Genomic DNA, 17125 nt, shown 5'->3' with positions numbered 1-17125 from the left:
TGCTAAAATCATAATTCCATGTTAATAATCCAAACTAATTTTATAAAATCTTTAAGAATACTTTCTGAAATGAAATAACCGCAAAAACTGTAAAATTCATTAGCAACTATATAATTTAATGGGGGTAGAATTGTTTTAAATGAAATTTAGCTGTCTAGACCTGTTGCTGGACAAGGGGTGATGGGTTGTTCTGTATATTTGAGCTGTTGTGCTCCACTAGCGAAAAGGTCAAGGACTATTTGTTAGCGCAATGTTAAGGGAGGTGGCTGGGGGGGCTTTAACCTTTTTTGATGTTATACATTAATATAGAGGGTTCGTTTTTGTTCCACATAAAGACGAACTGGAAAAGGAATAAGGTTGGAATGAACAATTTTTCACCTTATAATTTTAGGGTATGGTTGGCCATAGTAGCATCGCTCCCCAACTTTTTTTGTTAGATGTTGAAATTTAATGGTTATGGATTTGAATTATTGGGAAATATCACTACATTTGCAGCCCTCAAAAAGAGGGTTATTTAGTTTTTAAAAGAAATTTAATGCCAACAATTTCACAATTAGTACGAAAAGGAAGGGCCACAATTACCAAGAAGAGTAAATCGGCTGCTTTGGATTCGTGTCCTCAACGAAGAGGGGTTTGTACGCGTGTTTATACTACTACGCCAAAGAAACCAAACTCTGCAATGCGTAAAGTTGCAAGGGTAAGGTTGACCAACGGTAAAGAGGTGAACGCATACATCCCTGGTGAAGGTCACAACCTCCAAGAGCACTCGATAGTATTGGTTAGAGGCGGGAGAGTAAAGGATTTGCCTGGTGTGCGATATCATATCGTTCGCGGTGCATTGGATACCGCAGGTGTTGCGGGAAGAACGCAACGACGATCTAAGTATGGTGCAAAGCGTCCTAAAAATTAATCATTTTTAAGAAGAAGCGATGAGAAAAAAGCAGGCAAAAAAGAGACCATTATTACCGGATCCAAAATTCAATGATCAACTTGTTACACGATTTGTGAACATGATGATGTGGGACGGTAAGAAATCTATTGCGTTCAAGATTTTCTACGATGCTATCGAAATCGTAGATGAAAAAAATACCGACGAAGAAAAAACAGGATTGGAATTGTGGAAAGACGCACTTTCCAATGTAATGCCACACGTTGAGGTAAGAAGTAGAAGGGTGGGTGGTGCTACATTCCAAATTCCGATGCAAATTCGTCCGGACAGGAAAATTTCTACTGCCATGAAGTGGTTGATCAGTTACTCAAGAAAGCGTAACGAAAAATCAATGGCGCAGAAATTGGCAGCCGAAATTTTGGCAGCCGCCAAAGAAGAAGGTGCTGCTGTGAAGAAAAGAGTGGATACACACAAAATGGCCGAGGCCAATAAAGCATTCTCACACTTTAGATTCTAAACAATACAATGGGAAGAGACTTAAAATACACAAGGAATATAGGTATTGCAGCTCACATTGATGCTGGAAAGACTACAACTACAGAGCGTATTCTTTTCTATACAGGTGTGAGTCACAAGATCGGGGAGGTGCACGATGGTGCAGCTACCATGGACTGGATGGAGCAAGAGCAAGAGCGTGGAATTACCATTACCTCTGCTGCTACCACCTGTACTTGGAAGTTCCCTATGGAGAACGCACAGCCTTTGCCTGATACAAAAGATTATCACTTTAATATTATCGACACTCCCGGACACGTTGATTTTACGGTTGAGGTAAACCGTTCCCTTCGTGTGTTGGACGGATTGGTGTTCTTGTTCAGTGCCGTTGATGGTGTTGAGCCACAATCCGAAACCAACTGGAGATTGGCCGACAACTATAAGGTACCACGTATCGGTTTCGTAAATAAAATGGACCGACAAGGAGCCAACTTCTTGGCTGTTTGTAAGCAGGTTCGCGAAATGTTGGGTTCCAATGCGGTTCCAATCGTATTGCCTATCGGTGACGAGGCTGATTTTAAAGGTATTGTGGATTTGGCCAAAAACAGAGCTGTTGTTTGGCACGAAGATAACTTCGGTTCTACTTTCGATGTTGTTGATATTCCGGCAGAAATGCAGGATGAGGTTAGGGAGTTTAGAGCTGCCTTAATTGAAGCTGTTGCCGAATATGATGAGGAGTTGATGGAGAAATTCTTCGAAGATGAAGATTCCATCACGGAGGAAGAGGTGCATGCAGCGCTACGTGCAGCGGTAATGGACAGAGCCATTATCCCTATGGTGTGTGGTTCCTCCTTTAAAAACAAAGGAGTTCAGTTCTTGTTGGACGCCGTATGTAGATATTTGCCTTCTCCATTGGATAAGGACGATATCATCGGTGTCAACCCAGATACTGAAAAAGAAGAAAGAAGAAAACCGGATCCTAAAGAACCATTTGCCGCTTTGGCATTTAAGATTGCTACCGATCCTTTCGTAGGTCGTTTGGCTTTCTTTAGAGCTTATTCTGGTCGTTTGGACGCTGGTTCCTATATCTTGAACAACCGTTCCGGTAACAAAGAGCGTATTTCACGTATCTATCAAATGCACTCTAACAAGCAAAATGCTATCGATTTTATCGAAGCTGGAGACATCGGTGCTGCTGTTGGATTTAAAGATATTAAGACTGGGGATACCCTATCGGATGAAAAACATCCAATTGTTTTGGAAAGTATGCAATTCCCCGATCCCGTAATCGGTATTGCAGTAGAGCCTAAAACAAAGGCAGACGTTGATAAATTGGGTATGGCTTTGGCTAAATTGGCCGAGGAAGATCCAACCTTCCAAGTAAAAACAGATGAAGCTTCCGGACAGACTATTATTTCTGGTATGGGTGAGTTGCACTTGGATATTATCTGTGATCGTTTGAAGCGTGAGTTTAAGGTAGAAGTAAACCAAGGTCAACCTCAGGTAGAGTACAAAGAAGCTATTACGGCTTCTGCCGACCATAGGGAAACTTACAAGAAACAAACAGGTGGTCGAGGTAAATTTGCGGACATCGTATTTACTTTGCAGCCTGCAGAGGAAGGTAAGACAGGTCTTGAATTTGTTAACGAGATAAAAGGTGGTAACATTCCTAAGGAATTTGTTCCGTCTGTAGAAAAAGGATTCAGGGAGGCTATGAAAAATGGTCCTTTGGCCGGCTTCGAAATGGATGCCATGAAAGTTACCCTTAAAGATGGTTCCTTCCACGCGGTGGATTCCGACCAACTTTCGTTTGAGCTTGCAGCCAAGCTTGGTTACAAAGCAGCTGCCAAGAAAGCAAAAGCGGTAATTTTGGAGCCTATCATGAAGTTGGAAGTACTTACCCCTGAAGAAAACATGGGTGATATTGTTGGTGACTTGAACCGAAGAAGAGGTCAGGTGAACAGTATGTCCGATAGAGCAGGAGCAAAAGTTGTTAAAGCTGAAGTGCCACTTTCCGAAATGTTCGGATATGTAACTTCCTTGAGGACATTGTCTTCCGGTAGGGCTACATCAACAATGGAGTTCTCGCACTATGCCGAAACACCTACCAACATTGCAGAGGAAGTGATCAAATCAGCTAAAGGAGTAACCGCTTAATTTTTCAGCAAGATGAGTCAAAAAATTAGAATAAAATTGAAATCTTACGATCACAATTTGGTGGACAAATCTGCTGAAAAGATCGTGAAAACTGTAAAAACTACGGGTGCTGTGGTAACTGGACCGATTCCGTTGCCAACTCGTAAAAAGATATTTACCGTTTTGCGTTCACCCCACGTGAACAAAAAGGCTAGAGAGCAGTTTCAATTAAGCTCTTACAAGAGATTGTTGGACATTTACAGCTCTTCATCAAAAACCATCGATGCCCTTATGAAGCTTGAGCTTCCAAGTGGTGTGGAGGTAGAGATCAAAGTCTGATAATACCCATTTCCGCTGTTGGTGGAAATCACATGTCCCGGACGACGGTTCGGGAAAAACGGAGAAAGAAAAGAATCTGGGTCAGAGCAGAATTGTTTTCTTGACCCAATTTTTTTGCCAAGAAATTGGCTTGAGTTTGAAAAAGTAAATAATTGTTAATTAATTAAATATGTCTGGGTTAATAGGTAAGAAAATCGGTATGACCAGCATTTTCGACGAGAATGGAAAGAACGTTCCATGTACCGTATTGGAAGCTGGGCCATGCGTGGTTACCCAAGTCAGAACCGAAGAGGTAGACGGGTACAAAGCCCTTCAACTAGGTTTCGATGACAAGGCAGAAAAACGTGCTAACAAGGCCGAAACAGGCCACTACAAAAAAGCAGGTACTTCTCCTAAAAAGAAAGTCGTTGAGTTCCAAGGGTTTGAAGGTGAATACAAACTAGGAGACACCGTAGGTGTTGATTTGTTTGTAGAAGGAGAGTTTGTTGATGTAGTTGGTACGTCAAAAGGAAAAGGATTCCAAGGTGTTGTAAAGCGCCATGGTTTCGCTGGAGTTGGTCAAGCAACCCACGGTCAGCACAACAGATTGAGAGCCCCTGGTTCCATCGGTGCGGCTTCTTATCCATCCAAAGTTGTTAAAGGTCTTCGTATGGCCGGAAGAATGGGTGGTGAAAGAGTGACAGTTCAAAACTTGAAAGTATTGAAAGTGGTTCCTGAGAAAAATCTTTTGGTAGTTAAAGGATGTGTTCCGGGTCACAAGAATGCTTACGTAACAATTCAAAGGTGGCAATAATGAAGGTAGCAGTTTTAGATATCACAGGAAAAGAAACAGGTAGGAAAGTAGAGCTTTCTGACGATGTTTTTGCGATAGAGCCTAACGAGCACGCTATCTATTTGGATGTAAAGCAATACTTGGCCCACCAAAGGCAAGGAACGCACAAGGCCAAAGAAAGAGCGGAAATCGCTGGTAGTACCAGAAAGATCAAAAAACAAAAAGGCACGGGTACTGCAAGGGCCGGTAGCATCAAGTCTCCTGTATTTAGAGGAGGAGGTAGAATTTTTGGTCCAAGACCAAAGGACTACACCCAAAAGTTGAACAAGAATATGAAGCGATTGGCCAGAAAATCGGCCTTGAGCTTGAAGTCCAAAGAGCAATCTTTGGTGGTTGTGGAAGACTTCAATTTTGAAGCTCCGAAAACCAAGGACTTCGTTAAATTCTTGTCTTCCTTGGGAATAGATAAGAAAAAGTCTCTTATTGTGTTGGGCGGTACAAATAATAATGTATATTTGTCGTCGCGCAATTTGGACCGCTCAGAAGTCGTAACTGGTTCAGAATTAAACACTTACAAAATTGTTAATGCAACAAGTTTGGTGTTGACCGAAAGCGCTTTGGAAGGAATTGAATCGAACCTAAAGAAATAGAATAATCATGAGTGTGTTGATAAAACCGATAATTACGGAGAAGATGACCGCCGATAGCGAGCTTTTCAATCGCTATGGATTCTTTGTAAATCCAGCAGCAAACAAGTTGGAAATCAAAGAAGCGGTAGAATCCACTTATGGTGTATCTGTTGAAAAGGTAAGAACCATGAATTATGGTCCAATCCGTAAGAGTCGTTATACAAAAACCGGAATTCAGCACGGTAAAACGAATGCCATTAAAAAGGCAATTGTAGATGTGGCTGAAGGTGATATTATTGATTTTTACAGTAATCTATAAAGACGAGAAATGTCAGTTAGAAAATTAAAACCGATAACCCCTGGTCAGCGTTTTAGAGTAGTAAACGGATTTGACGCGATTACTACTGATAAGCCGGAGAAAAGCTTGCTTGCTCCGATAAAAAAGACAGGTGGTAGGAACAGTCAAGGAAAGATGACCATGCGCCATAAAGGTGGTGGGCATAAAAGAAGATATCGAATTATCGATTTCAAAAGGGACAAGCAAGGGGTTGAGGCCACTGTGGTTTCTATCCAGTACGATCCCAACAGAACTGCATTTATCGCCTTGGTTGAATATAAGGACGGAGAAAAAAGATATGTAGTTGCCCAAAACGGGTTGCAAGTTGGTCAGACTATTCAGTCTGGAACCGGATCTGCTCCCGAAATAGGAAATGCACTTCCGTTGAGTGAGATTCCTTTGGGTACCATTGTTTCCTGTATTGAACTGAGACCAGGTCAAGGAGCCATCATGGCTCGTAGCGCCGGTACTTTTGCCCAATTGATGGCGAAGGACGGAAAGTTTGTGACTATGAAATTGCCTTCTGGCGAATCCAGAATGGTGTTGGCCACTTGTTTGGCGACCATTGGGGCGGTATCGAACTCAGACCACCAATTGCTTGTTAGCGGTAAAGCCGGTAGAAGCAGATGGTTGGGTAGAAGACCGAGAACCAGACCAGTAGCTATGAACCCTGTGGATCACCCAATGGGAGGTGGTGAAGGTAGAGCTTCCGGTGGTCATCCAAGGTCTAGAAACGGTATTCCTGCAAAAGGATTTAGAACCCGTTCTAGAACCAAGGACACCAATAAGTATATCGTAGAACGTAGAAAGAAATAAAAGAAAAGTAAATGGCACGTTCGTTAAAAAAAGGACCATACGTTCATTATAGCTTGGAGAAGAAAGTCCAAGCCAATATAGAATCAGGTAAGAAATCAGTTATCAAAACGTGGTCTAGAGCCTCTATGATAACGCCAGACTTTGTTGGGCAAACCATCGCGGTGCATAACGGTAGACAATTTGTCCCTGTTTTTGTTACTGAAAACATGGTAGGTCACAAACTTGGGGAATTTTCACCTACAAGATCTTTTAGAGGTCATGCAGGAGCTAAAAACAAAGGAAAAAAGTAAGTAAGCTATGGGAGTTCGTAAAAGAGAAATGGCCGAAAGGTTAAAAGAAGAGAAAAAGCAACTTGCTATTGCAAAGCTTAACAATTGCCCAACTTCTCCAAGAAAAATGCGCTTGGTCGCTGACTTGGTCAGAGGAAAACAGGTTGAGTTGGCTTTGGCTACCCTAAGATTTAACCCAAAAGAAGCTTCTAGAAAGCTGGAGAAACTGTTGCTTTCTGCAATTGCCAACTGGGAAGCTAAAAACGAGGGTGCTGATATTGAAGCTGCAGATCTTTACATCAAGGAAATCCGTGTTGACGGAGGTACCATGCTAAAAAGACTGCGACCAGCTCCCCAAGGTAGGGCACATAGAATTAGAAAGCGTTCCAATCATGTAACCATGATTTTGGAGGCCAATAACAACGTTCAAAGCTAGAAGAATAATATGGGACAGAAGACCAATCCAATAGGAAATCGCTTAGGAATTATCAGGGGATGGGAATCCAACTGGTACGGAGGAAATGATTACGGCGATAAACTGGCTGAAGACGATAAGATCAGAAAATACCTGTATGCACGTTTGGCCAAAGCCAGTGTGTCCAGAGTGATTATAGAGAGAACATTGAAGTTGATTACCATTACCATAACCACCGCAAGGCCTGGTATCATTATCGGTAAAGGAGGACAAGAGGTTGATAAACTTAAGGAAGAGCTTAAGAAAATCACCAACAAAGAGGTCCAGATCAATATTCATGAAATCAAGAGACCTGAGCTTGATGCCAATTTGGTCGCTGCCAGTGTGGCAAGACAGATTGAGAGCAGGATTTCATACAGAAGGGCCATCAAAATGGCGATTGCAGCTGCAATGCGTATGAATGCAGAAGGTATCAAGATTCAGATTTCCGGACGTTTGAACGGTGCTGAAATGGCTCGTTCCGAATCTTACAAAGAAGGAAGGATTCCATTGTCCACTTTCCGTGCCGATGTAGATTATGCATTGCACGAGGCTCACACTACCTACGGAAGATTAGGTGTTAAGGTGTGGATCATGAAAGGAGAGGTTTATGGAAAAAGAGAACTTTCCCCATTGGTAGGATTGAGCAAGAGTCAAGGAAAAGGCGGCAAGGAGAACAAGAAGCCTCGTCGTAGAAAGTAATTAAGATAAAGTAAGGTAAGATGTTACAGCCAAAAAGAACAAAATTTCGTAAGGCCCAGAAAGGGCGTATGAAGGGGATTTCCCAAAGAGGCCACCAACTTTCCAACGGAATGTTCGGTATCAAGTCCTTGGATTCGCACTTCATTACTTCCCGTCAAATCGAGGCTGCACGTATCGCTGCGACAAGATACATGAAGAGACAAGGTCAATTGTGGATCAAAATATTCCCGGACAAGCCCATCACCAAAAAACCTCTAGAGGTTCGTATGGGTAAAGGTAAAGGTGCTCCGGAATATTGGGTAGCCGTTGTAAAACCAGGTCGAATCATGTTCGAAATTGCCGGTGTACCCATGGACGTTGCCCAGGAAGCCTTGAGGCTTGCGGCACAAAAACTACCGGTGAAGACCAAGTTTGTTGTAGCAAGGGATTATTCCGCCTAATTTTTAATTGAGAAGAAAGATGAGACAATCAGAAATAAAAGAACTTTCAATTGAAGAGCTAAAGGAGCGATTGGCAGAGTTCAAAAAACAACATGCCGATCTTAAGATGGCCCACGCTGTTACACCTTTGGAAAATCCATTACAGATCAGAAAGACTAGAAGGACGGTAGCAAGACTTGCAACTGAATTAACTAAAAGGGAATTACAATAATCGGTTCTGCCTTATGGAAAACAGAAATTTAAGAAAAGAAAGAATAGGCGTTGTTACCAGCAACAAAATGGAGAAATCGATAGTGGTTTCTGAGGTAAAGCGAATGAAGCACCCTATGTACGGGAAGTTCGTTTTGAAAACCAAAAAATATGTTGCGCACGACGAAAAGAACGATTGCAACGAAGGTGATACCGTCAAAATAATGGAAACACGACCATTGAGCAAAACAAAATGCTGGAGGTTGGTAGAAATCCTAGAAAGAGCTAAATAATTATGGTACAGCAAGAATCAAGATTAAGGGTTGCGGACAATACCGGTGCAAAAGAAGTTTTGACCATCCGCGTACTAGGAGGAACAAAAAGAAGATATGCTTCCGTTGGTGACAAAATCGTTGTTACCGTGAAAGAAGCTACTCCGAACGGTACTGTAAAGAAAGGTTCTGTTTCTACGGCGGTTGTTGTAAGGACCAAGAAAGAAGTAAGAAGACCTGACGGTTCTTACATCCGTTTCGACGATAACGCATGCGTGTTGTTGAACCCAACCGGGGAGATGAGAGGAACCCGTGTGTTTGGACCTGTTGCGAGAGAGTTGAGGGACAGACAATTCATGAAGATTGTTTCATTGGCGCCTGAAGTGCTATAACAGAAATATCAGAAAGATGAAGTTGAAAATAAAAACAGGGGATACGGTAAGAGTCATTGCGGGAGACCACAAGGGCAGCGAAGGTAAAGTACTTCGTGTAGACCGTGAAAAGAACAAAGCTATCGTGGAAGGCGTCAACGAGGTGTCCAAACACGAAAAGCCAAGTGCGAACAATCCTCAAGGAGGCATAACAAAAAAGGAAGCTCCGATGCACATTTCCAACCTTTCCTTGATCGACCCAAAATCCGGTGAGGTTACTCGCGTTGGGTACGAAGTAAGGGACGGAAAGAAAGTACGTGTTTCCAAAAAATCCAATGAAGTAATTTAGTCATGAGTTACATTCCAAGATTAAAGCAAGAATACAAAGAGCGTGTGATAAAGGCGCTGACCGAAGAATTTGGTTACAAAAACGTAATGCAGGTTCCTAAGTTGGAAAAGATAGTGGTAAGCCGAGGTGTCGGTGCAGCTGTGTCCGATAAAAAACTTATCGACCATGCCGTAGACGAGTTGACCAACATTACAGGTCAGAAAGCGGTAGCTACCCTTTCCAAAAAAGACGTCGCCACGTTCAAATTGAGAAAAGGAATGCCAATTGGTGCAAAAGTAACCCTTAGGGGAGAGCGTATGTACGAATTTTTGGATAGATTGATCACAACTGCCCTTCCAAGGGTACGTGATTTCTCCGGAGTGAAAGCCACTGGTTTTGATGGTAGAGGTAACTACAACTTAGGGGTTACCGAACAAATCATCTTCCCTGAGATCAATATCGACAGAATCAACAGGATCAACGGAATGGATATCACGTTTGTGACTTCCGCTGAAACTGATAAAGAAGCAAAATCATTGTTAACCGAACTGGGAATACCCTTTAAAAAGAACTAGTATGGCCAAGGAATCAATGAAAGCCCGCGAAAGGAAAAGGGCTAAAATGGTAGAAAAATACGCCGAGAAAAGAAAGGCGCTAAAGGAAGCGGGAGATTATGAGGCTTTGCAAAAGTTGCCAAAGAATGCTTCTCCTGTGCGCATGAGGAACCGTTGCAAGCTCACCGGTAGACCTCGTGGATACATGAGAACTTTTGGTATATCCAGGGTAATGTTCAGGGAAATGGCCAACAAAGGTCTTATTCCCGGTGTTAAGAAGGCAAGTTGGTAATTTAGATAAAGAAAAGAAATGCTTACAGATCCAATTTCAGATTATTTGACCAGATTGAGAAATGCCAACAAGGCAGGTCATAGGGTTGTAAATATCCCAGGTTCCAATCTTAAGAGACAGATTACCAAAATATTGTTCGATCAAGGCTATATTTTGAGCTACAAGTTCGAGGAGAACGAAGTACAGGGCAATATCAAAATTGCTTTGAAGTACGATAAGTTTACCAAGGAGCCTATCATTAAAAAATTGCAGAGGGTAAGTAAGCCCGGTCTGCGAAAGTATTCAAGCTCTAACGATTTGCCCAGGGTATTGAACGGATTGGGTATCGCCATCGTTTCCACTTCCCACGGAGTTATGACGAGCAAGCAGGCCCAACAAGAGAACGTAGGTGGCGAGGTATTGTGCTACGTATATTAATTGAGAAAAGAGAAGAAAAATGTCTAGAATAGGTAACAGTCCAGTTAAAATTCCTGAGGGAGTCACTGTAGAGGTGAAGGATTCCTTGGTTACTGTAAAAGGTAAATTGGGAGAGCTTACACAAGAGTTTTCAGGAATTGACGTAAAAGTCGAGGACGGAAGTGTTGTTTTGGAGAGACCTTCCGATGATAACAATCACAAAGCAAAGCATGGTTTATACCGCGCTCTTATCAATAATATGGTAGAAGGTGTGACCAATGGTTGGACCAAGGAACTTGAATTGGTAGGTGTTGGTTACAGAGCCAGCAACCAAGGACAGAAATTGGATTTGGCCCTAGGATTTTCTCACAACATTGTTTTGGACATTGCTCCAGAAGTGAAAATTGAGACCATCTCCGAAAAAGGGAAAAACCCTATCGTTAAATTAACGTCTCACGACAAACAATTGGTGGGCCAAGTGGCTGCCAAAATCAGATCGTTCCGTAAGCCAGAGCCTTACAAAGGAAAAGGTGTGAAGTTTGTAGGTGAGCAATTAAGAAGAAAAGCAGGTAAATCAGCTTAATAATTAAGACTATGGGATTATCTAAGACTGAAAGGAAATTACGCATCCGAAGAAGAATACGCAAAGTATCCTTCGGAACTGAAACAAGACCAAGGTTGTCTGTTTTCAGAAGCAATAAAGAAATATACGCCCAGTTGATTGACGACAATAAAGGTGTAACTTTGGCGGCAGCTTCGTCCAGGGACAAAGATGTCGATTCCAAAGGAAGCAAGTCCGAAATCGCGACAAACGTGGGCAAGGCCATAGCTGAAAAGGCCCTTAAGCTGGGTGTGGAAGCCGTTGCTTTTGATAGGGGAGGAAACCTATATCACGGAAGAGTAAAATCATTGGCTGAAGGAGCTAGGGAAGCCGGACTAAAATTTTAAGAAACTATGTACCAGAATTACAAGAACGTAGAGATAGTTAAGCCAGGAGGACTGGAGTTGAAAGACCGTTTGGTTGGAGTACAAAGGGTTACCAAGGTAACAAAAGGAGGTAGAGCCTTTGGTTTTTCAGCAATAGTTGTAGTTGGTGACGAAAACGGAGTTGTTGGACATGGTTTGGGTAAATCCAAAGAAGTTGCTACGGCCATCGCCAAAGCAATCGAGGATGCCAAAAAGAACTTGGTCCGCATTCCATTGAACAAAGCTACATTGCCACATGAGCAAAAAGGTAAGTTCGGTGGTGCAAGAGTGTACATTAAGCCTGCATCCCATGGTACCGGGGTAATTGCTGGTGGAGCCGTAAGAGCCGTATTGGAAGCCGTAGGTGTTCAGGATGTATTGTCCAAATCCCAAGGATCTTCCAACCCACACAATGTGGTAAAAGCTACTTTCGATGCCTTGTTGCAATTGCGAAGTGCCGATACCGTGGCAAAACAGAGAGGAGTTTCTTTGGAAAAAGTCTTTAAAGGATAAATAGAGGATATTATGTCAAAGATAAAAGTTAAGCAAGTAAAGAGCGGCATCAAAAAACCACAAGACCAAAAAAGGACTTTGGAAGCTCTTGGATTGAGAAAAATCGGACAGGTAGTTGAGCATGAAGCGACTCCCAGTATCCTTGGAATGGTAAATAAGGTAAAACACTTGGTTTCCACAGAGGAAGCTTAAAAATATAAAGGCACATGGATTTGAATAATCTTAAACCAGCGGATGGCGCTGTGCACAAAGAAGGAAAACGTGTAGGACGAGGAGAAGGTTCCGGTAAAGGAGGAACTGCTACCCGTGGGCACAAAGGAGCCAAGTCTAGATCTGGATATTCCAAAAAGATTGGTTTCGAAGGTGGTCAGATGCCATTGCAAAGACGTGTACCCAAGTTCGGTTTCAATAACAGGAACAGAAAAGAGTACACAGGAGTCAATTTGGGTAAACTACAAGAATTGGTGGACAAAGGAGCCGTGAAAAACGAGGTTACCTTGCAAACGCTAATGGACAACGGTTTGGCCCACAAAAACGATTTGGTAAAGATTTTGGGCGATGGCGAATTGAAAGCCTCCCTAAAAGTATCCGTACATAAATTTACTGCTTCCGCTAAAGCTGCCATCGAATCAGCTGGAGGTGAGGCAATAAGTTTATAAGACATTGTAGCATGAAGAAATTTATTGAGACCATATCAAATATCTGGAAGATTGATGAGCTGAGACAACGTATCATCCTAACCTTGGGGTTGTTATTGGTATACCGTTTTGGTGCCCAAGTAGTCCTTCCCGGTATTGATACCGCCCAGTTGGCGGAATTATCTACGCAAACTGAAAGTGGTATTTTGGGTATTCTGAATGCTTTTACAGGGGGTGCTTTTGCGAATGCCTCGGTATTTGCTTTGGGTATTATGCCTTATATCTCCGCCTCTATTGTGGTACAGTTGATGGGAATTGCCATTCCTTATCTTCAAAAGCTACAAAAGGAAGGGGAAAGCGGAAGAAAAACCATCAATCAGATTACCCGTTGGTTGACTATCGGTATCTGTATAGTTCAAGCCCCGGCCTATTTGTACGGTCTTGGTGCCCTTGGTGTGCCGGATAGCGCATTTGTTTTGGGCAAAGGTTTGGATTTTATCGTTCCAGCAGTTATCATATTGGTAACAGGATGTGTGTTTGCCATGTGGTTGGGTGAAAAAATCACCGACAAGGGAATCGGAAACGGTATCTCCCTTTTGATTATGGTGGGTATCATCGCAACATTGCCACAAGCATTTGCGCAGGAGTTCGTATCAAGAACGACCAACAATACTGGTGGAATCATGTTTATGTTGATAGAGGTCATTATCTGGTTCTTGGTTATCTTGGCCAGTGTGTACTTGACCATGGCGGTAAGACAGATTCCAGTGCAATACGCTAGAAGAACAGGCTCTGGCGGATACGAAAAGAACGTAATGGGGGCACGACAGTACATTCCACTAAAGTTGAATGCATCTGGAGTAATGCCTATCATTTTTGCACAGGCAATCATGTTTGCACCGAGTTTGATCGGTAGAACATTTAATGACACCGCTGCAGGACAGTGGATGGAAGTACAGTTTGCCGATATCTTCGGACTGGCGTACAACATCCTTTTTGCAGTATTGATTATCATATTCACCTACTTCTATACCGCGATTACCGTGCCTACCAATAAGATGGCCGATGATTTGAAAAGAAGTGGAGGATTTATTCCAGGTATTCGCCCAGGAAAAGAAACGGGCAACTATTTGGATAAAATTATGTCGCTCATCACTTTGCCAGGGTCCGTATTTTTGGCAATGTTGGCCGTATTACCGGCCGTTGTGGTGAAACTGATGGACGTACAGGCCGGATGGGCATTGTTTTATGGAGGTACATCACTGTTGATTATGGTCGGTGTAGCTATAGATACAGTACAGCAAGTTAATTCGTATTTGTTGAACAGGCATTATGACGGATTGATGAAAACCGGAAAGAACAGAAAAGTAGCATAATTTATGGCAAAGCAGCCAGCAATAGAACAAGACGGGACTATTATTGAAGCATTGTCCAATGCAATGTTCAGGGTAGAATTGGAAAACGGACACGTGGTAACGGCACATATCTCCGGAAAAATGAGAATGCACTATATTAAGTTGCTTCCGGGAGACAAAGTGAAGTTGGAAATGAGTCCATACGATTTAACAAAAGCAAGAATTACGTATAGATACTAGTTACATGAAAGTAAGAGCATCAATAAAGAAGAGAAGTGCCGACTGCAAGATTGTTCGCAGAAAGGGCAGATTGTATGTAATCAACAAAAAGAATCCTAGATTTAAACAAAGACAAGGGTAATTATGGCAAGAATTGCAGGGGTAGATATACCTAAACAAAAGCGTGGCGTTATTGCGCTGACCTACATCTTCGGAATAGGAAAAAGCAGAGCGCAAGAAATTTTGGCAGCAGCCCAAGTAAGCGAAGACACCAAGGTTTCTGACTGGACCGATGATGAAATCGGAAAGATCAGGGAAGCTGTAGGGGCTTACACAATTGAAGGAGAGCTTCGCTCAGAAACCTCTATGAACATCAAGCGATTGATGGATATTGGTTGTTACCGTGGAATTCGCCACAGATCTGGATTGCCGTTAAGAGGTCAGCGTACCAAGAATAACTCTAGGACCAGAAAAGGAAAAAGAAAAACAGTTGCCAACAAGAAAAAAGCAACTAAATAATAAGAACATAGTCATTAGTATTTAGACGTTAGAAGAATCTGTTTGAAATGTAAAAGTCTAGGATTCCAATAACTAAGAGCTAACACTAGAAACTAAAAAATATGGCAAAAGCAAGTAAAACTACAACCAAAAAGCGCAAAGTAGTAGTAGATGCTACGGGAGAGGCGCACGTAGTTGCATCTTTCAATAACATCATTATTTCCCTTACCAATAAGAAAGGTGATGTAATTTCATGGTCTTCCGCTGGAAAAATGGGATTCCGAGGCTCTAAAAAGAATACTCCTTACGCAGCTCAGGTAGCCGCAGAGGACTGTTCCAAAGTTGCTCACGAAGCTGGACTGAGAAAAGTAAAGGTGTACGTAAAAGGACCAGGTAACGGTAGAGAATCCGCTATCCGTTCCATCCACAACTCAGGAATCGAGGTTACCGAGATCATCGACGTGACTCCACTTCCACACAACGGTTGTAGACCACCTAAACGAAGAAGAGTTTAATTATTACAAATAGTTTTAATGGCCCCAAAAGGGTCTTCACCCGAAGGTGCAGTTAGATTATCGAAGGATAAGCCTTAATTCATAATCGCACGTTCAAATTAACAGAAGATGGCAAGATACACAGGACCAAAAACAAAAATCGCTAGAAAATTTGGAGAAGCGATTTTCGGAGACGATAAGTCATTCGAAAAGAAAAATTACCCTCCAGGACAACACGGTAACAACAGACGTCGTGGTAAAAAATCGGAATATGCAATCCAGTTGATGGAAAAGCAGAAAGCAAAATACACTTATGGTATTTTGGAAAAGCAGTTCCGTAACCTTTTCGCAGAGGCAAAGAGAAAAGAAGGTGTAACCGGTGAGGTTTTGCTTCAATTGTGCGAGTCCCGTCTGGACAACGTGGTATTTAGAATGGGAATTTCCCCATCCAGAAGAGGAGCGCGCCAATTGGTATCGCACCGTCACATTACCGTAAACGGAGAGGTAGTGAACATTCCTTCCTACACACTTAGGGCCGGCGATGTTGTTGGTGTAAGGGAAAAATCAAAATCCGTACAAGCCATTGTAGATTCTTTAGCTAATAACAGCAGTGTTTACGAATGGATTACATGGAACTCTGAAAAGAAAGAAGGTACTTTTGTTGCCGTTCCAGAAAGACTTCAGATCCCTGAGAACATCAAGGAGCAACTGATCGTCGAATTATATTCTAAATAAGAATTCAACATTAATCCAATTATGGCATTACTTAATTTTCAGAAGCCCGATAAAGTTATAATGATCGATTCAACAGATTTCGAAGGGAAATTTGAATTCCGCCCTTTGGAACCTGGTTATGGATTAACAGTTGGGAATGCGCTGAGAAGGGTTTTGCTTTCCTCCTTGGAAGGTTTTGCCATCACTTCTGTGCGCATAGATGGAGTTGAACATGAATTTTCTGTGATCTCTGGCGTTGTAGAAGACGTTACAGAAATCATTTTGAACCTGAAACAAGTAAGGTTCAAAAGACAAATTGATGATGTTGAGAGCGAGACTGTATCAATTTCCGTCAGCGGTAAAGAACAAATGACTGCCGGAGATTTCCAAAAGTTCATTTCGGGATACCAAGTGTTGAACCCAGATTTAGTTATCTGCAACATGGACCCCAAAGTGAGCATCAACATGGAAATCGTTATCGAAAAAGGCCGTGGTTATGTTCCAGCAGAGGAAAACAAAAAATCCAATGCACCTTTGGGCAGCATTGCGGTAGATTCTGTTTACACTCCCGTAAAGAACGTAAAGTATAGCATCGAAAACTACAGGGTGGAACAAAAGACCGATTACGAAAAGTTGGTCTTCGAAATCATCACCGATGGTTCCATTCATCCAAAGGATGCCTTGACTGAGGCCGCCAAAGTTTTGATTCACCACTTTATGTTGTTCTCCGATGAGCGTATCACCCTCGAGGCTGATGAAATTGCCCAGACAGAGACTTACGATGAGGAATCATTGCACATGCGTCAATTGTTGAAGACCAAATTGGTCGATATGGATTTGTCCGTAAGGGCATTGAACTGTTTGAAAGCCGCCGAAGTGGATACTTTGGGAGATTTGGTTTCCTTCAACAAAAACGATTTGATGAAATTCAGAAACTTCGGTAAAAAATCACTGACCGAATTGGAAGAATTGGTCATCAACAAAGGCCTACAATTTGGTATGGACCTTTCCAAATATAAATTAGATAAAGATTAATAATCATATTTTG

The 17125-nt window shown here is 42.3% G+C and carries 31 protein-coding genes; all 31 read left to right on the top strand.

The features are described 5' to 3' along the window. Positions 1–535 precede the first annotated feature (535 nt). The 31 genes from rpsL (at position 536) to EO130_RS03100 (ending at position 17112) form a co-directional block, all read left to right on the top strand. Positions 536–910, top strand: a complete 375-nt coding sequence (rpsL, locus tag EO130_RS03250; protein ID WP_014032016.1) for a 30S ribosomal protein S12 — start codon at positions 536–538, stop codon at positions 908–910. 19 nt (positions 911–929) lie between these two features. Continuing rightward, complete coding sequence (gene rpsG / locus EO130_RS03245) at positions 930–1406, top strand: 30S ribosomal protein S7 (RefSeq protein WP_127140093.1); 477 nt, start codon at positions 930–932, stop codon at positions 1404–1406. An 8-nt stretch (positions 1407–1414) separates the two neighbouring features. After that, positions 1415–3541: an elongation factor G gene (gene fusA / locus EO130_RS03240; RefSeq protein WP_127140092.1), complete on the top strand. Its 2127-nt coding sequence runs from the start codon at positions 1415–1417 to the stop codon at positions 3539–3541. A gap of 12 nt (positions 3542–3553) precedes the next feature. Further along, positions 3554–3859, top strand: coding sequence for a 30S ribosomal protein S10 (gene rpsJ / locus EO130_RS03235; protein ID WP_108246808.1), 306 nt, complete (start codon positions 3554–3556; stop codon positions 3857–3859). A 169-nt stretch (positions 3860–4028) separates the two neighbouring features. Then, complete coding sequence (rplC, locus tag EO130_RS03230; RefSeq protein WP_127140091.1) at positions 4029–4652, top strand: 50S ribosomal protein L3; 624 nt, start codon at positions 4029–4031, stop codon at positions 4650–4652. After that, the gene (gene rplD / locus EO130_RS03225) at positions 4652–5281 is read left to right on the top strand and encodes a 50S ribosomal protein L4 (RefSeq protein WP_127140090.1); all 630 of its coding nucleotides are present in this window, start codon (positions 4652–4654) and stop codon (positions 5279–5281) included. The genes rplC and rplD overlap by 1 nt, the downstream gene beginning before the upstream one ends. A gap of 7 nt (positions 5282–5288) precedes the next feature. Next, the gene (gene rplW, locus EO130_RS03220) at positions 5289–5579 is read left to right on the top strand and encodes a 50S ribosomal protein L23 (protein ID WP_127140089.1); all 291 of its coding nucleotides are present in this window, start codon (positions 5289–5291) and stop codon (positions 5577–5579) included. 9 nt (positions 5580–5588) lie between these two features. Further along, positions 5589–6413: a 50S ribosomal protein L2 gene (rplB, locus tag EO130_RS03215; RefSeq protein WP_127140088.1), complete on the top strand. Its 825-nt coding sequence runs from the start codon at positions 5589–5591 to the stop codon at positions 6411–6413. An 11-nt stretch (positions 6414–6424) separates the two neighbouring features. Further along, complete coding sequence (gene rpsS / locus EO130_RS03210; protein WP_127140087.1) at positions 6425–6703, top strand: 30S ribosomal protein S19; 279 nt, start codon at positions 6425–6427, stop codon at positions 6701–6703. Positions 6704–6710: 7 nt separating this feature from the next. Further along, positions 6711–7118: a 50S ribosomal protein L22 gene (gene rplV, locus EO130_RS03205; RefSeq protein ID WP_127140086.1), complete on the top strand. Its 408-nt coding sequence runs from the start codon at positions 6711–6713 to the stop codon at positions 7116–7118. 9 nt (positions 7119–7127) lie between these two features. Continuing rightward, positions 7128–7838 carry a 30S ribosomal protein S3 gene (gene rpsC, locus EO130_RS03200; protein ID WP_127140085.1) on the top strand — a complete coding sequence of 237 codons (711 nt, stop codon included), beginning with the start codon at positions 7128–7130 and terminating at the stop codon, positions 7836–7838. 20 nt (positions 7839–7858) lie between these two features. Further along, positions 7859–8278, top strand: coding sequence for a 50S ribosomal protein L16 (gene rplP / locus EO130_RS03195; protein WP_127140084.1), 420 nt, complete (start codon positions 7859–7861; stop codon positions 8276–8278). A 19-nt stretch (positions 8279–8297) separates the two neighbouring features. After that, positions 8298–8489, top strand: a complete 192-nt coding sequence (gene rpmC / locus EO130_RS03190; RefSeq protein WP_014032004.1) for a 50S ribosomal protein L29 — start codon at positions 8298–8300, stop codon at positions 8487–8489. Between the two features lie 13 nt (positions 8490–8502). Next, positions 8503–8760 (top strand): 30S ribosomal protein S17, encoded by a 258-nt coding sequence (rpsQ, locus tag EO130_RS03185; protein WP_100816200.1) that lies wholly within the window; start codon positions 8503–8505, stop codon positions 8758–8760. 2 nt (positions 8761–8762) lie between these two features. Further along, positions 8763–9131 (top strand): 50S ribosomal protein L14, encoded by a 369-nt coding sequence (rplN, locus tag EO130_RS03180; protein ID WP_127140083.1) that lies wholly within the window; start codon positions 8763–8765, stop codon positions 9129–9131. Positions 9132–9147: 16 nt separating this feature from the next. Continuing rightward, on the top strand, positions 9148–9459 hold the full coding sequence (rplX, locus tag EO130_RS03175; protein ID WP_127140082.1) for a 50S ribosomal protein L24: 312 nt from the start codon (positions 9148–9150) through the stop codon (positions 9457–9459). Between the two features lie 2 nt (positions 9460–9461). Next, entirely contained in the window at positions 9462–10013 is a 552-nt protein-coding gene (gene rplE, locus EO130_RS03170) for a 50S ribosomal protein L5 (protein ID WP_127140081.1), read from the top strand. A 1-nt stretch (position 10014) separates the two neighbouring features. Then, entirely contained in the window at positions 10015–10284 is a 270-nt protein-coding gene (gene rpsN / locus EO130_RS03165) for a 30S ribosomal protein S14 (RefSeq protein ID WP_036379829.1), read from the top strand. An 18-nt stretch (positions 10285–10302) separates the two neighbouring features. Next, entirely contained in the window at positions 10303–10701 is a 399-nt protein-coding gene (rpsH, locus tag EO130_RS03160) for a 30S ribosomal protein S8 (RefSeq protein ID WP_127140080.1), read from the top strand. Between the two features lie 19 nt (positions 10702–10720). Next, the gene (gene rplF / locus EO130_RS03155; RefSeq protein WP_127140079.1) at positions 10721–11263 is read left to right on the top strand and encodes a 50S ribosomal protein L6; all 543 of its coding nucleotides are present in this window, start codon (positions 10721–10723) and stop codon (positions 11261–11263) included. An 11-nt stretch (positions 11264–11274) separates the two neighbouring features. After that, positions 11275–11628: a 50S ribosomal protein L18 gene (gene rplR, locus EO130_RS03150; RefSeq protein ID WP_127140078.1), complete on the top strand. Its 354-nt coding sequence runs from the start codon at positions 11275–11277 to the stop codon at positions 11626–11628. 6 nt (positions 11629–11634) lie between these two features. Next, on the top strand, positions 11635–12159 hold the full coding sequence (gene rpsE, locus EO130_RS03145; protein WP_127140077.1) for a 30S ribosomal protein S5: 525 nt from the start codon (positions 11635–11637) through the stop codon (positions 12157–12159). A gap of 12 nt (positions 12160–12171) precedes the next feature. Further along, positions 12172–12351 carry a 50S ribosomal protein L30 gene (gene rpmD / locus EO130_RS03140; RefSeq protein ID WP_127140076.1) on the top strand — a complete coding sequence of 60 codons (180 nt, stop codon included), beginning with the start codon at positions 12172–12174 and terminating at the stop codon, positions 12349–12351. A 14-nt stretch (positions 12352–12365) separates the two neighbouring features. Then, the gene (rplO, locus tag EO130_RS03135) at positions 12366–12818 is read left to right on the top strand and encodes a 50S ribosomal protein L15 (protein WP_127140075.1); all 453 of its coding nucleotides are present in this window, start codon (positions 12366–12368) and stop codon (positions 12816–12818) included. Positions 12819–12829: 11 nt separating this feature from the next. Further along, positions 12830–14173, top strand: a complete 1344-nt coding sequence (gene secY / locus EO130_RS03130; protein WP_127140074.1) for a preprotein translocase subunit SecY — start codon at positions 12830–12832, stop codon at positions 14171–14173. Positions 14174–14176: 3 nt separating this feature from the next. Then, positions 14177–14392: a translation initiation factor IF-1 gene (gene infA / locus EO130_RS03125; RefSeq protein ID WP_014031991.1), complete on the top strand. Its 216-nt coding sequence runs from the start codon at positions 14177–14179 to the stop codon at positions 14390–14392. Between the two features lie 4 nt (positions 14393–14396). Continuing rightward, positions 14397–14513 (top strand): type B 50S ribosomal protein L36, encoded by a 117-nt coding sequence (gene ykgO, locus EO130_RS03120; protein ID WP_010519235.1) that lies wholly within the window; start codon positions 14397–14399, stop codon positions 14511–14513. A 2-nt stretch (positions 14514–14515) separates the two neighbouring features. Next, positions 14516–14890 carry a 30S ribosomal protein S13 gene (gene rpsM, locus EO130_RS03115; RefSeq protein WP_127140073.1) on the top strand — a complete coding sequence of 125 codons (375 nt, stop codon included), beginning with the start codon at positions 14516–14518 and terminating at the stop codon, positions 14888–14890. Positions 14891–14991: 101 nt separating this feature from the next. After that, complete coding sequence (rpsK, locus tag EO130_RS03110) at positions 14992–15384, top strand: 30S ribosomal protein S11 (protein WP_127140072.1); 393 nt, start codon at positions 14992–14994, stop codon at positions 15382–15384. 108 nt (positions 15385–15492) lie between these two features. Continuing rightward, positions 15493–16098 carry a 30S ribosomal protein S4 gene (rpsD, locus tag EO130_RS03105; protein WP_127140071.1) on the top strand — a complete coding sequence of 202 codons (606 nt, stop codon included), beginning with the start codon at positions 15493–15495 and terminating at the stop codon, positions 16096–16098. 21 nt (positions 16099–16119) lie between these two features. Continuing rightward, a complete protein-coding gene (locus tag EO130_RS03100; RefSeq protein ID WP_127140070.1) occupies positions 16120–17112 on the top strand; it encodes a DNA-directed RNA polymerase subunit alpha in 993 nt (330 codons plus the stop codon). Positions 17113–17125 lie beyond the last annotated feature (13 nt).

Origin of the sequence: Flagellimonas marinaquae (genome assembly GCF_003992675.1) — a bacterium.
In the GTDB taxonomy this organism is placed as follows: domain Bacteria; phylum Bacteroidota; class Bacteroidia; order Flavobacteriales; family Flavobacteriaceae; genus Flagellimonas; species Flagellimonas marinaquae.
Note: the sequence above shows the minus strand (reverse complement) of the source record. Positions and strands in the feature narration are given on the sequence as shown.

Coding starts and splice junctions, on each gene's coding strand:
- rpsL (WP_014032016.1), top strand. CDS start 536: ATGCCAACAATTTCACAATTAGTACGAAAAGGAAGGGCCACAATTACC.
- rpsG (WP_127140093.1), top strand. CDS start 930: ATGAGAAAAAAGCAGGCAAAAAAGAGACCATTATTACCGGATCCAAAA.
- fusA (WP_127140092.1), top strand. CDS start 1,415: ATGGGAAGAGACTTAAAATACACAAGGAATATAGGTATTGCAGCTCAC.
- rpsJ (WP_108246808.1), top strand. CDS start 3,554: ATGAGTCAAAAAATTAGAATAAAATTGAAATCTTACGATCACAATTTG.
- rplC (WP_127140091.1), top strand. CDS start 4,029: ATGTCTGGGTTAATAGGTAAGAAAATCGGTATGACCAGCATTTTCGAC.
- rplD (WP_127140090.1), top strand. CDS start 4,652: ATGAAGGTAGCAGTTTTAGATATCACAGGAAAAGAAACAGGTAGGAAA.
- rplW (WP_127140089.1), top strand. CDS start 5,289: ATGAGTGTGTTGATAAAACCGATAATTACGGAGAAGATGACCGCCGAT.
- rplB (WP_127140088.1), top strand. CDS start 5,589: ATGTCAGTTAGAAAATTAAAACCGATAACCCCTGGTCAGCGTTTTAGA.
- rpsS (WP_127140087.1), top strand. CDS start 6,425: ATGGCACGTTCGTTAAAAAAAGGACCATACGTTCATTATAGCTTGGAG.
- rplV (WP_127140086.1), top strand. CDS start 6,711: ATGGGAGTTCGTAAAAGAGAAATGGCCGAAAGGTTAAAAGAAGAGAAA.
- rpsC (WP_127140085.1), top strand. CDS start 7,128: ATGGGACAGAAGACCAATCCAATAGGAAATCGCTTAGGAATTATCAGG.
- rplP (WP_127140084.1), top strand. CDS start 7,859: ATGTTACAGCCAAAAAGAACAAAATTTCGTAAGGCCCAGAAAGGGCGT.
- rpmC (WP_014032004.1), top strand. CDS start 8,298: ATGAGACAATCAGAAATAAAAGAACTTTCAATTGAAGAGCTAAAGGAG.
- rpsQ (WP_100816200.1), top strand. CDS start 8,503: ATGGAAAACAGAAATTTAAGAAAAGAAAGAATAGGCGTTGTTACCAGC.
- rplN (WP_127140083.1), top strand. CDS start 8,763: ATGGTACAGCAAGAATCAAGATTAAGGGTTGCGGACAATACCGGTGCA.
- rplX (WP_127140082.1), top strand. CDS start 9,148: ATGAAGTTGAAAATAAAAACAGGGGATACGGTAAGAGTCATTGCGGGA.
- rplE (WP_127140081.1), top strand. CDS start 9,462: ATGAGTTACATTCCAAGATTAAAGCAAGAATACAAAGAGCGTGTGATA.
- rpsN (WP_036379829.1), top strand. CDS start 10,015: ATGGCCAAGGAATCAATGAAAGCCCGCGAAAGGAAAAGGGCTAAAATG.
- rpsH (WP_127140080.1), top strand. CDS start 10,303: ATGCTTACAGATCCAATTTCAGATTATTTGACCAGATTGAGAAATGCC.
- rplF (WP_127140079.1), top strand. CDS start 10,721: ATGTCTAGAATAGGTAACAGTCCAGTTAAAATTCCTGAGGGAGTCACT.
- rplR (WP_127140078.1), top strand. CDS start 11,275: ATGGGATTATCTAAGACTGAAAGGAAATTACGCATCCGAAGAAGAATA.
- rpsE (WP_127140077.1), top strand. CDS start 11,635: ATGTACCAGAATTACAAGAACGTAGAGATAGTTAAGCCAGGAGGACTG.
- rpmD (WP_127140076.1), top strand. CDS start 12,172: ATGTCAAAGATAAAAGTTAAGCAAGTAAAGAGCGGCATCAAAAAACCA.
- rplO (WP_127140075.1), top strand. CDS start 12,366: ATGGATTTGAATAATCTTAAACCAGCGGATGGCGCTGTGCACAAAGAA.
- secY (WP_127140074.1), top strand. CDS start 12,830: ATGAAGAAATTTATTGAGACCATATCAAATATCTGGAAGATTGATGAG.
- infA (WP_014031991.1), top strand. CDS start 14,177: ATGGCAAAGCAGCCAGCAATAGAACAAGACGGGACTATTATTGAAGCA.
- ykgO (WP_010519235.1), top strand. CDS start 14,397: ATGAAAGTAAGAGCATCAATAAAGAAGAGAAGTGCCGACTGCAAGATT.
- rpsM (WP_127140073.1), top strand. CDS start 14,516: ATGGCAAGAATTGCAGGGGTAGATATACCTAAACAAAAGCGTGGCGTT.
- rpsK (WP_127140072.1), top strand. CDS start 14,992: ATGGCAAAAGCAAGTAAAACTACAACCAAAAAGCGCAAAGTAGTAGTA.
- rpsD (WP_127140071.1), top strand. CDS start 15,493: ATGGCAAGATACACAGGACCAAAAACAAAAATCGCTAGAAAATTTGGA.
- EO130_RS03100 (WP_127140070.1), top strand. CDS start 16,120: ATGGCATTACTTAATTTTCAGAAGCCCGATAAAGTTATAATGATCGAT.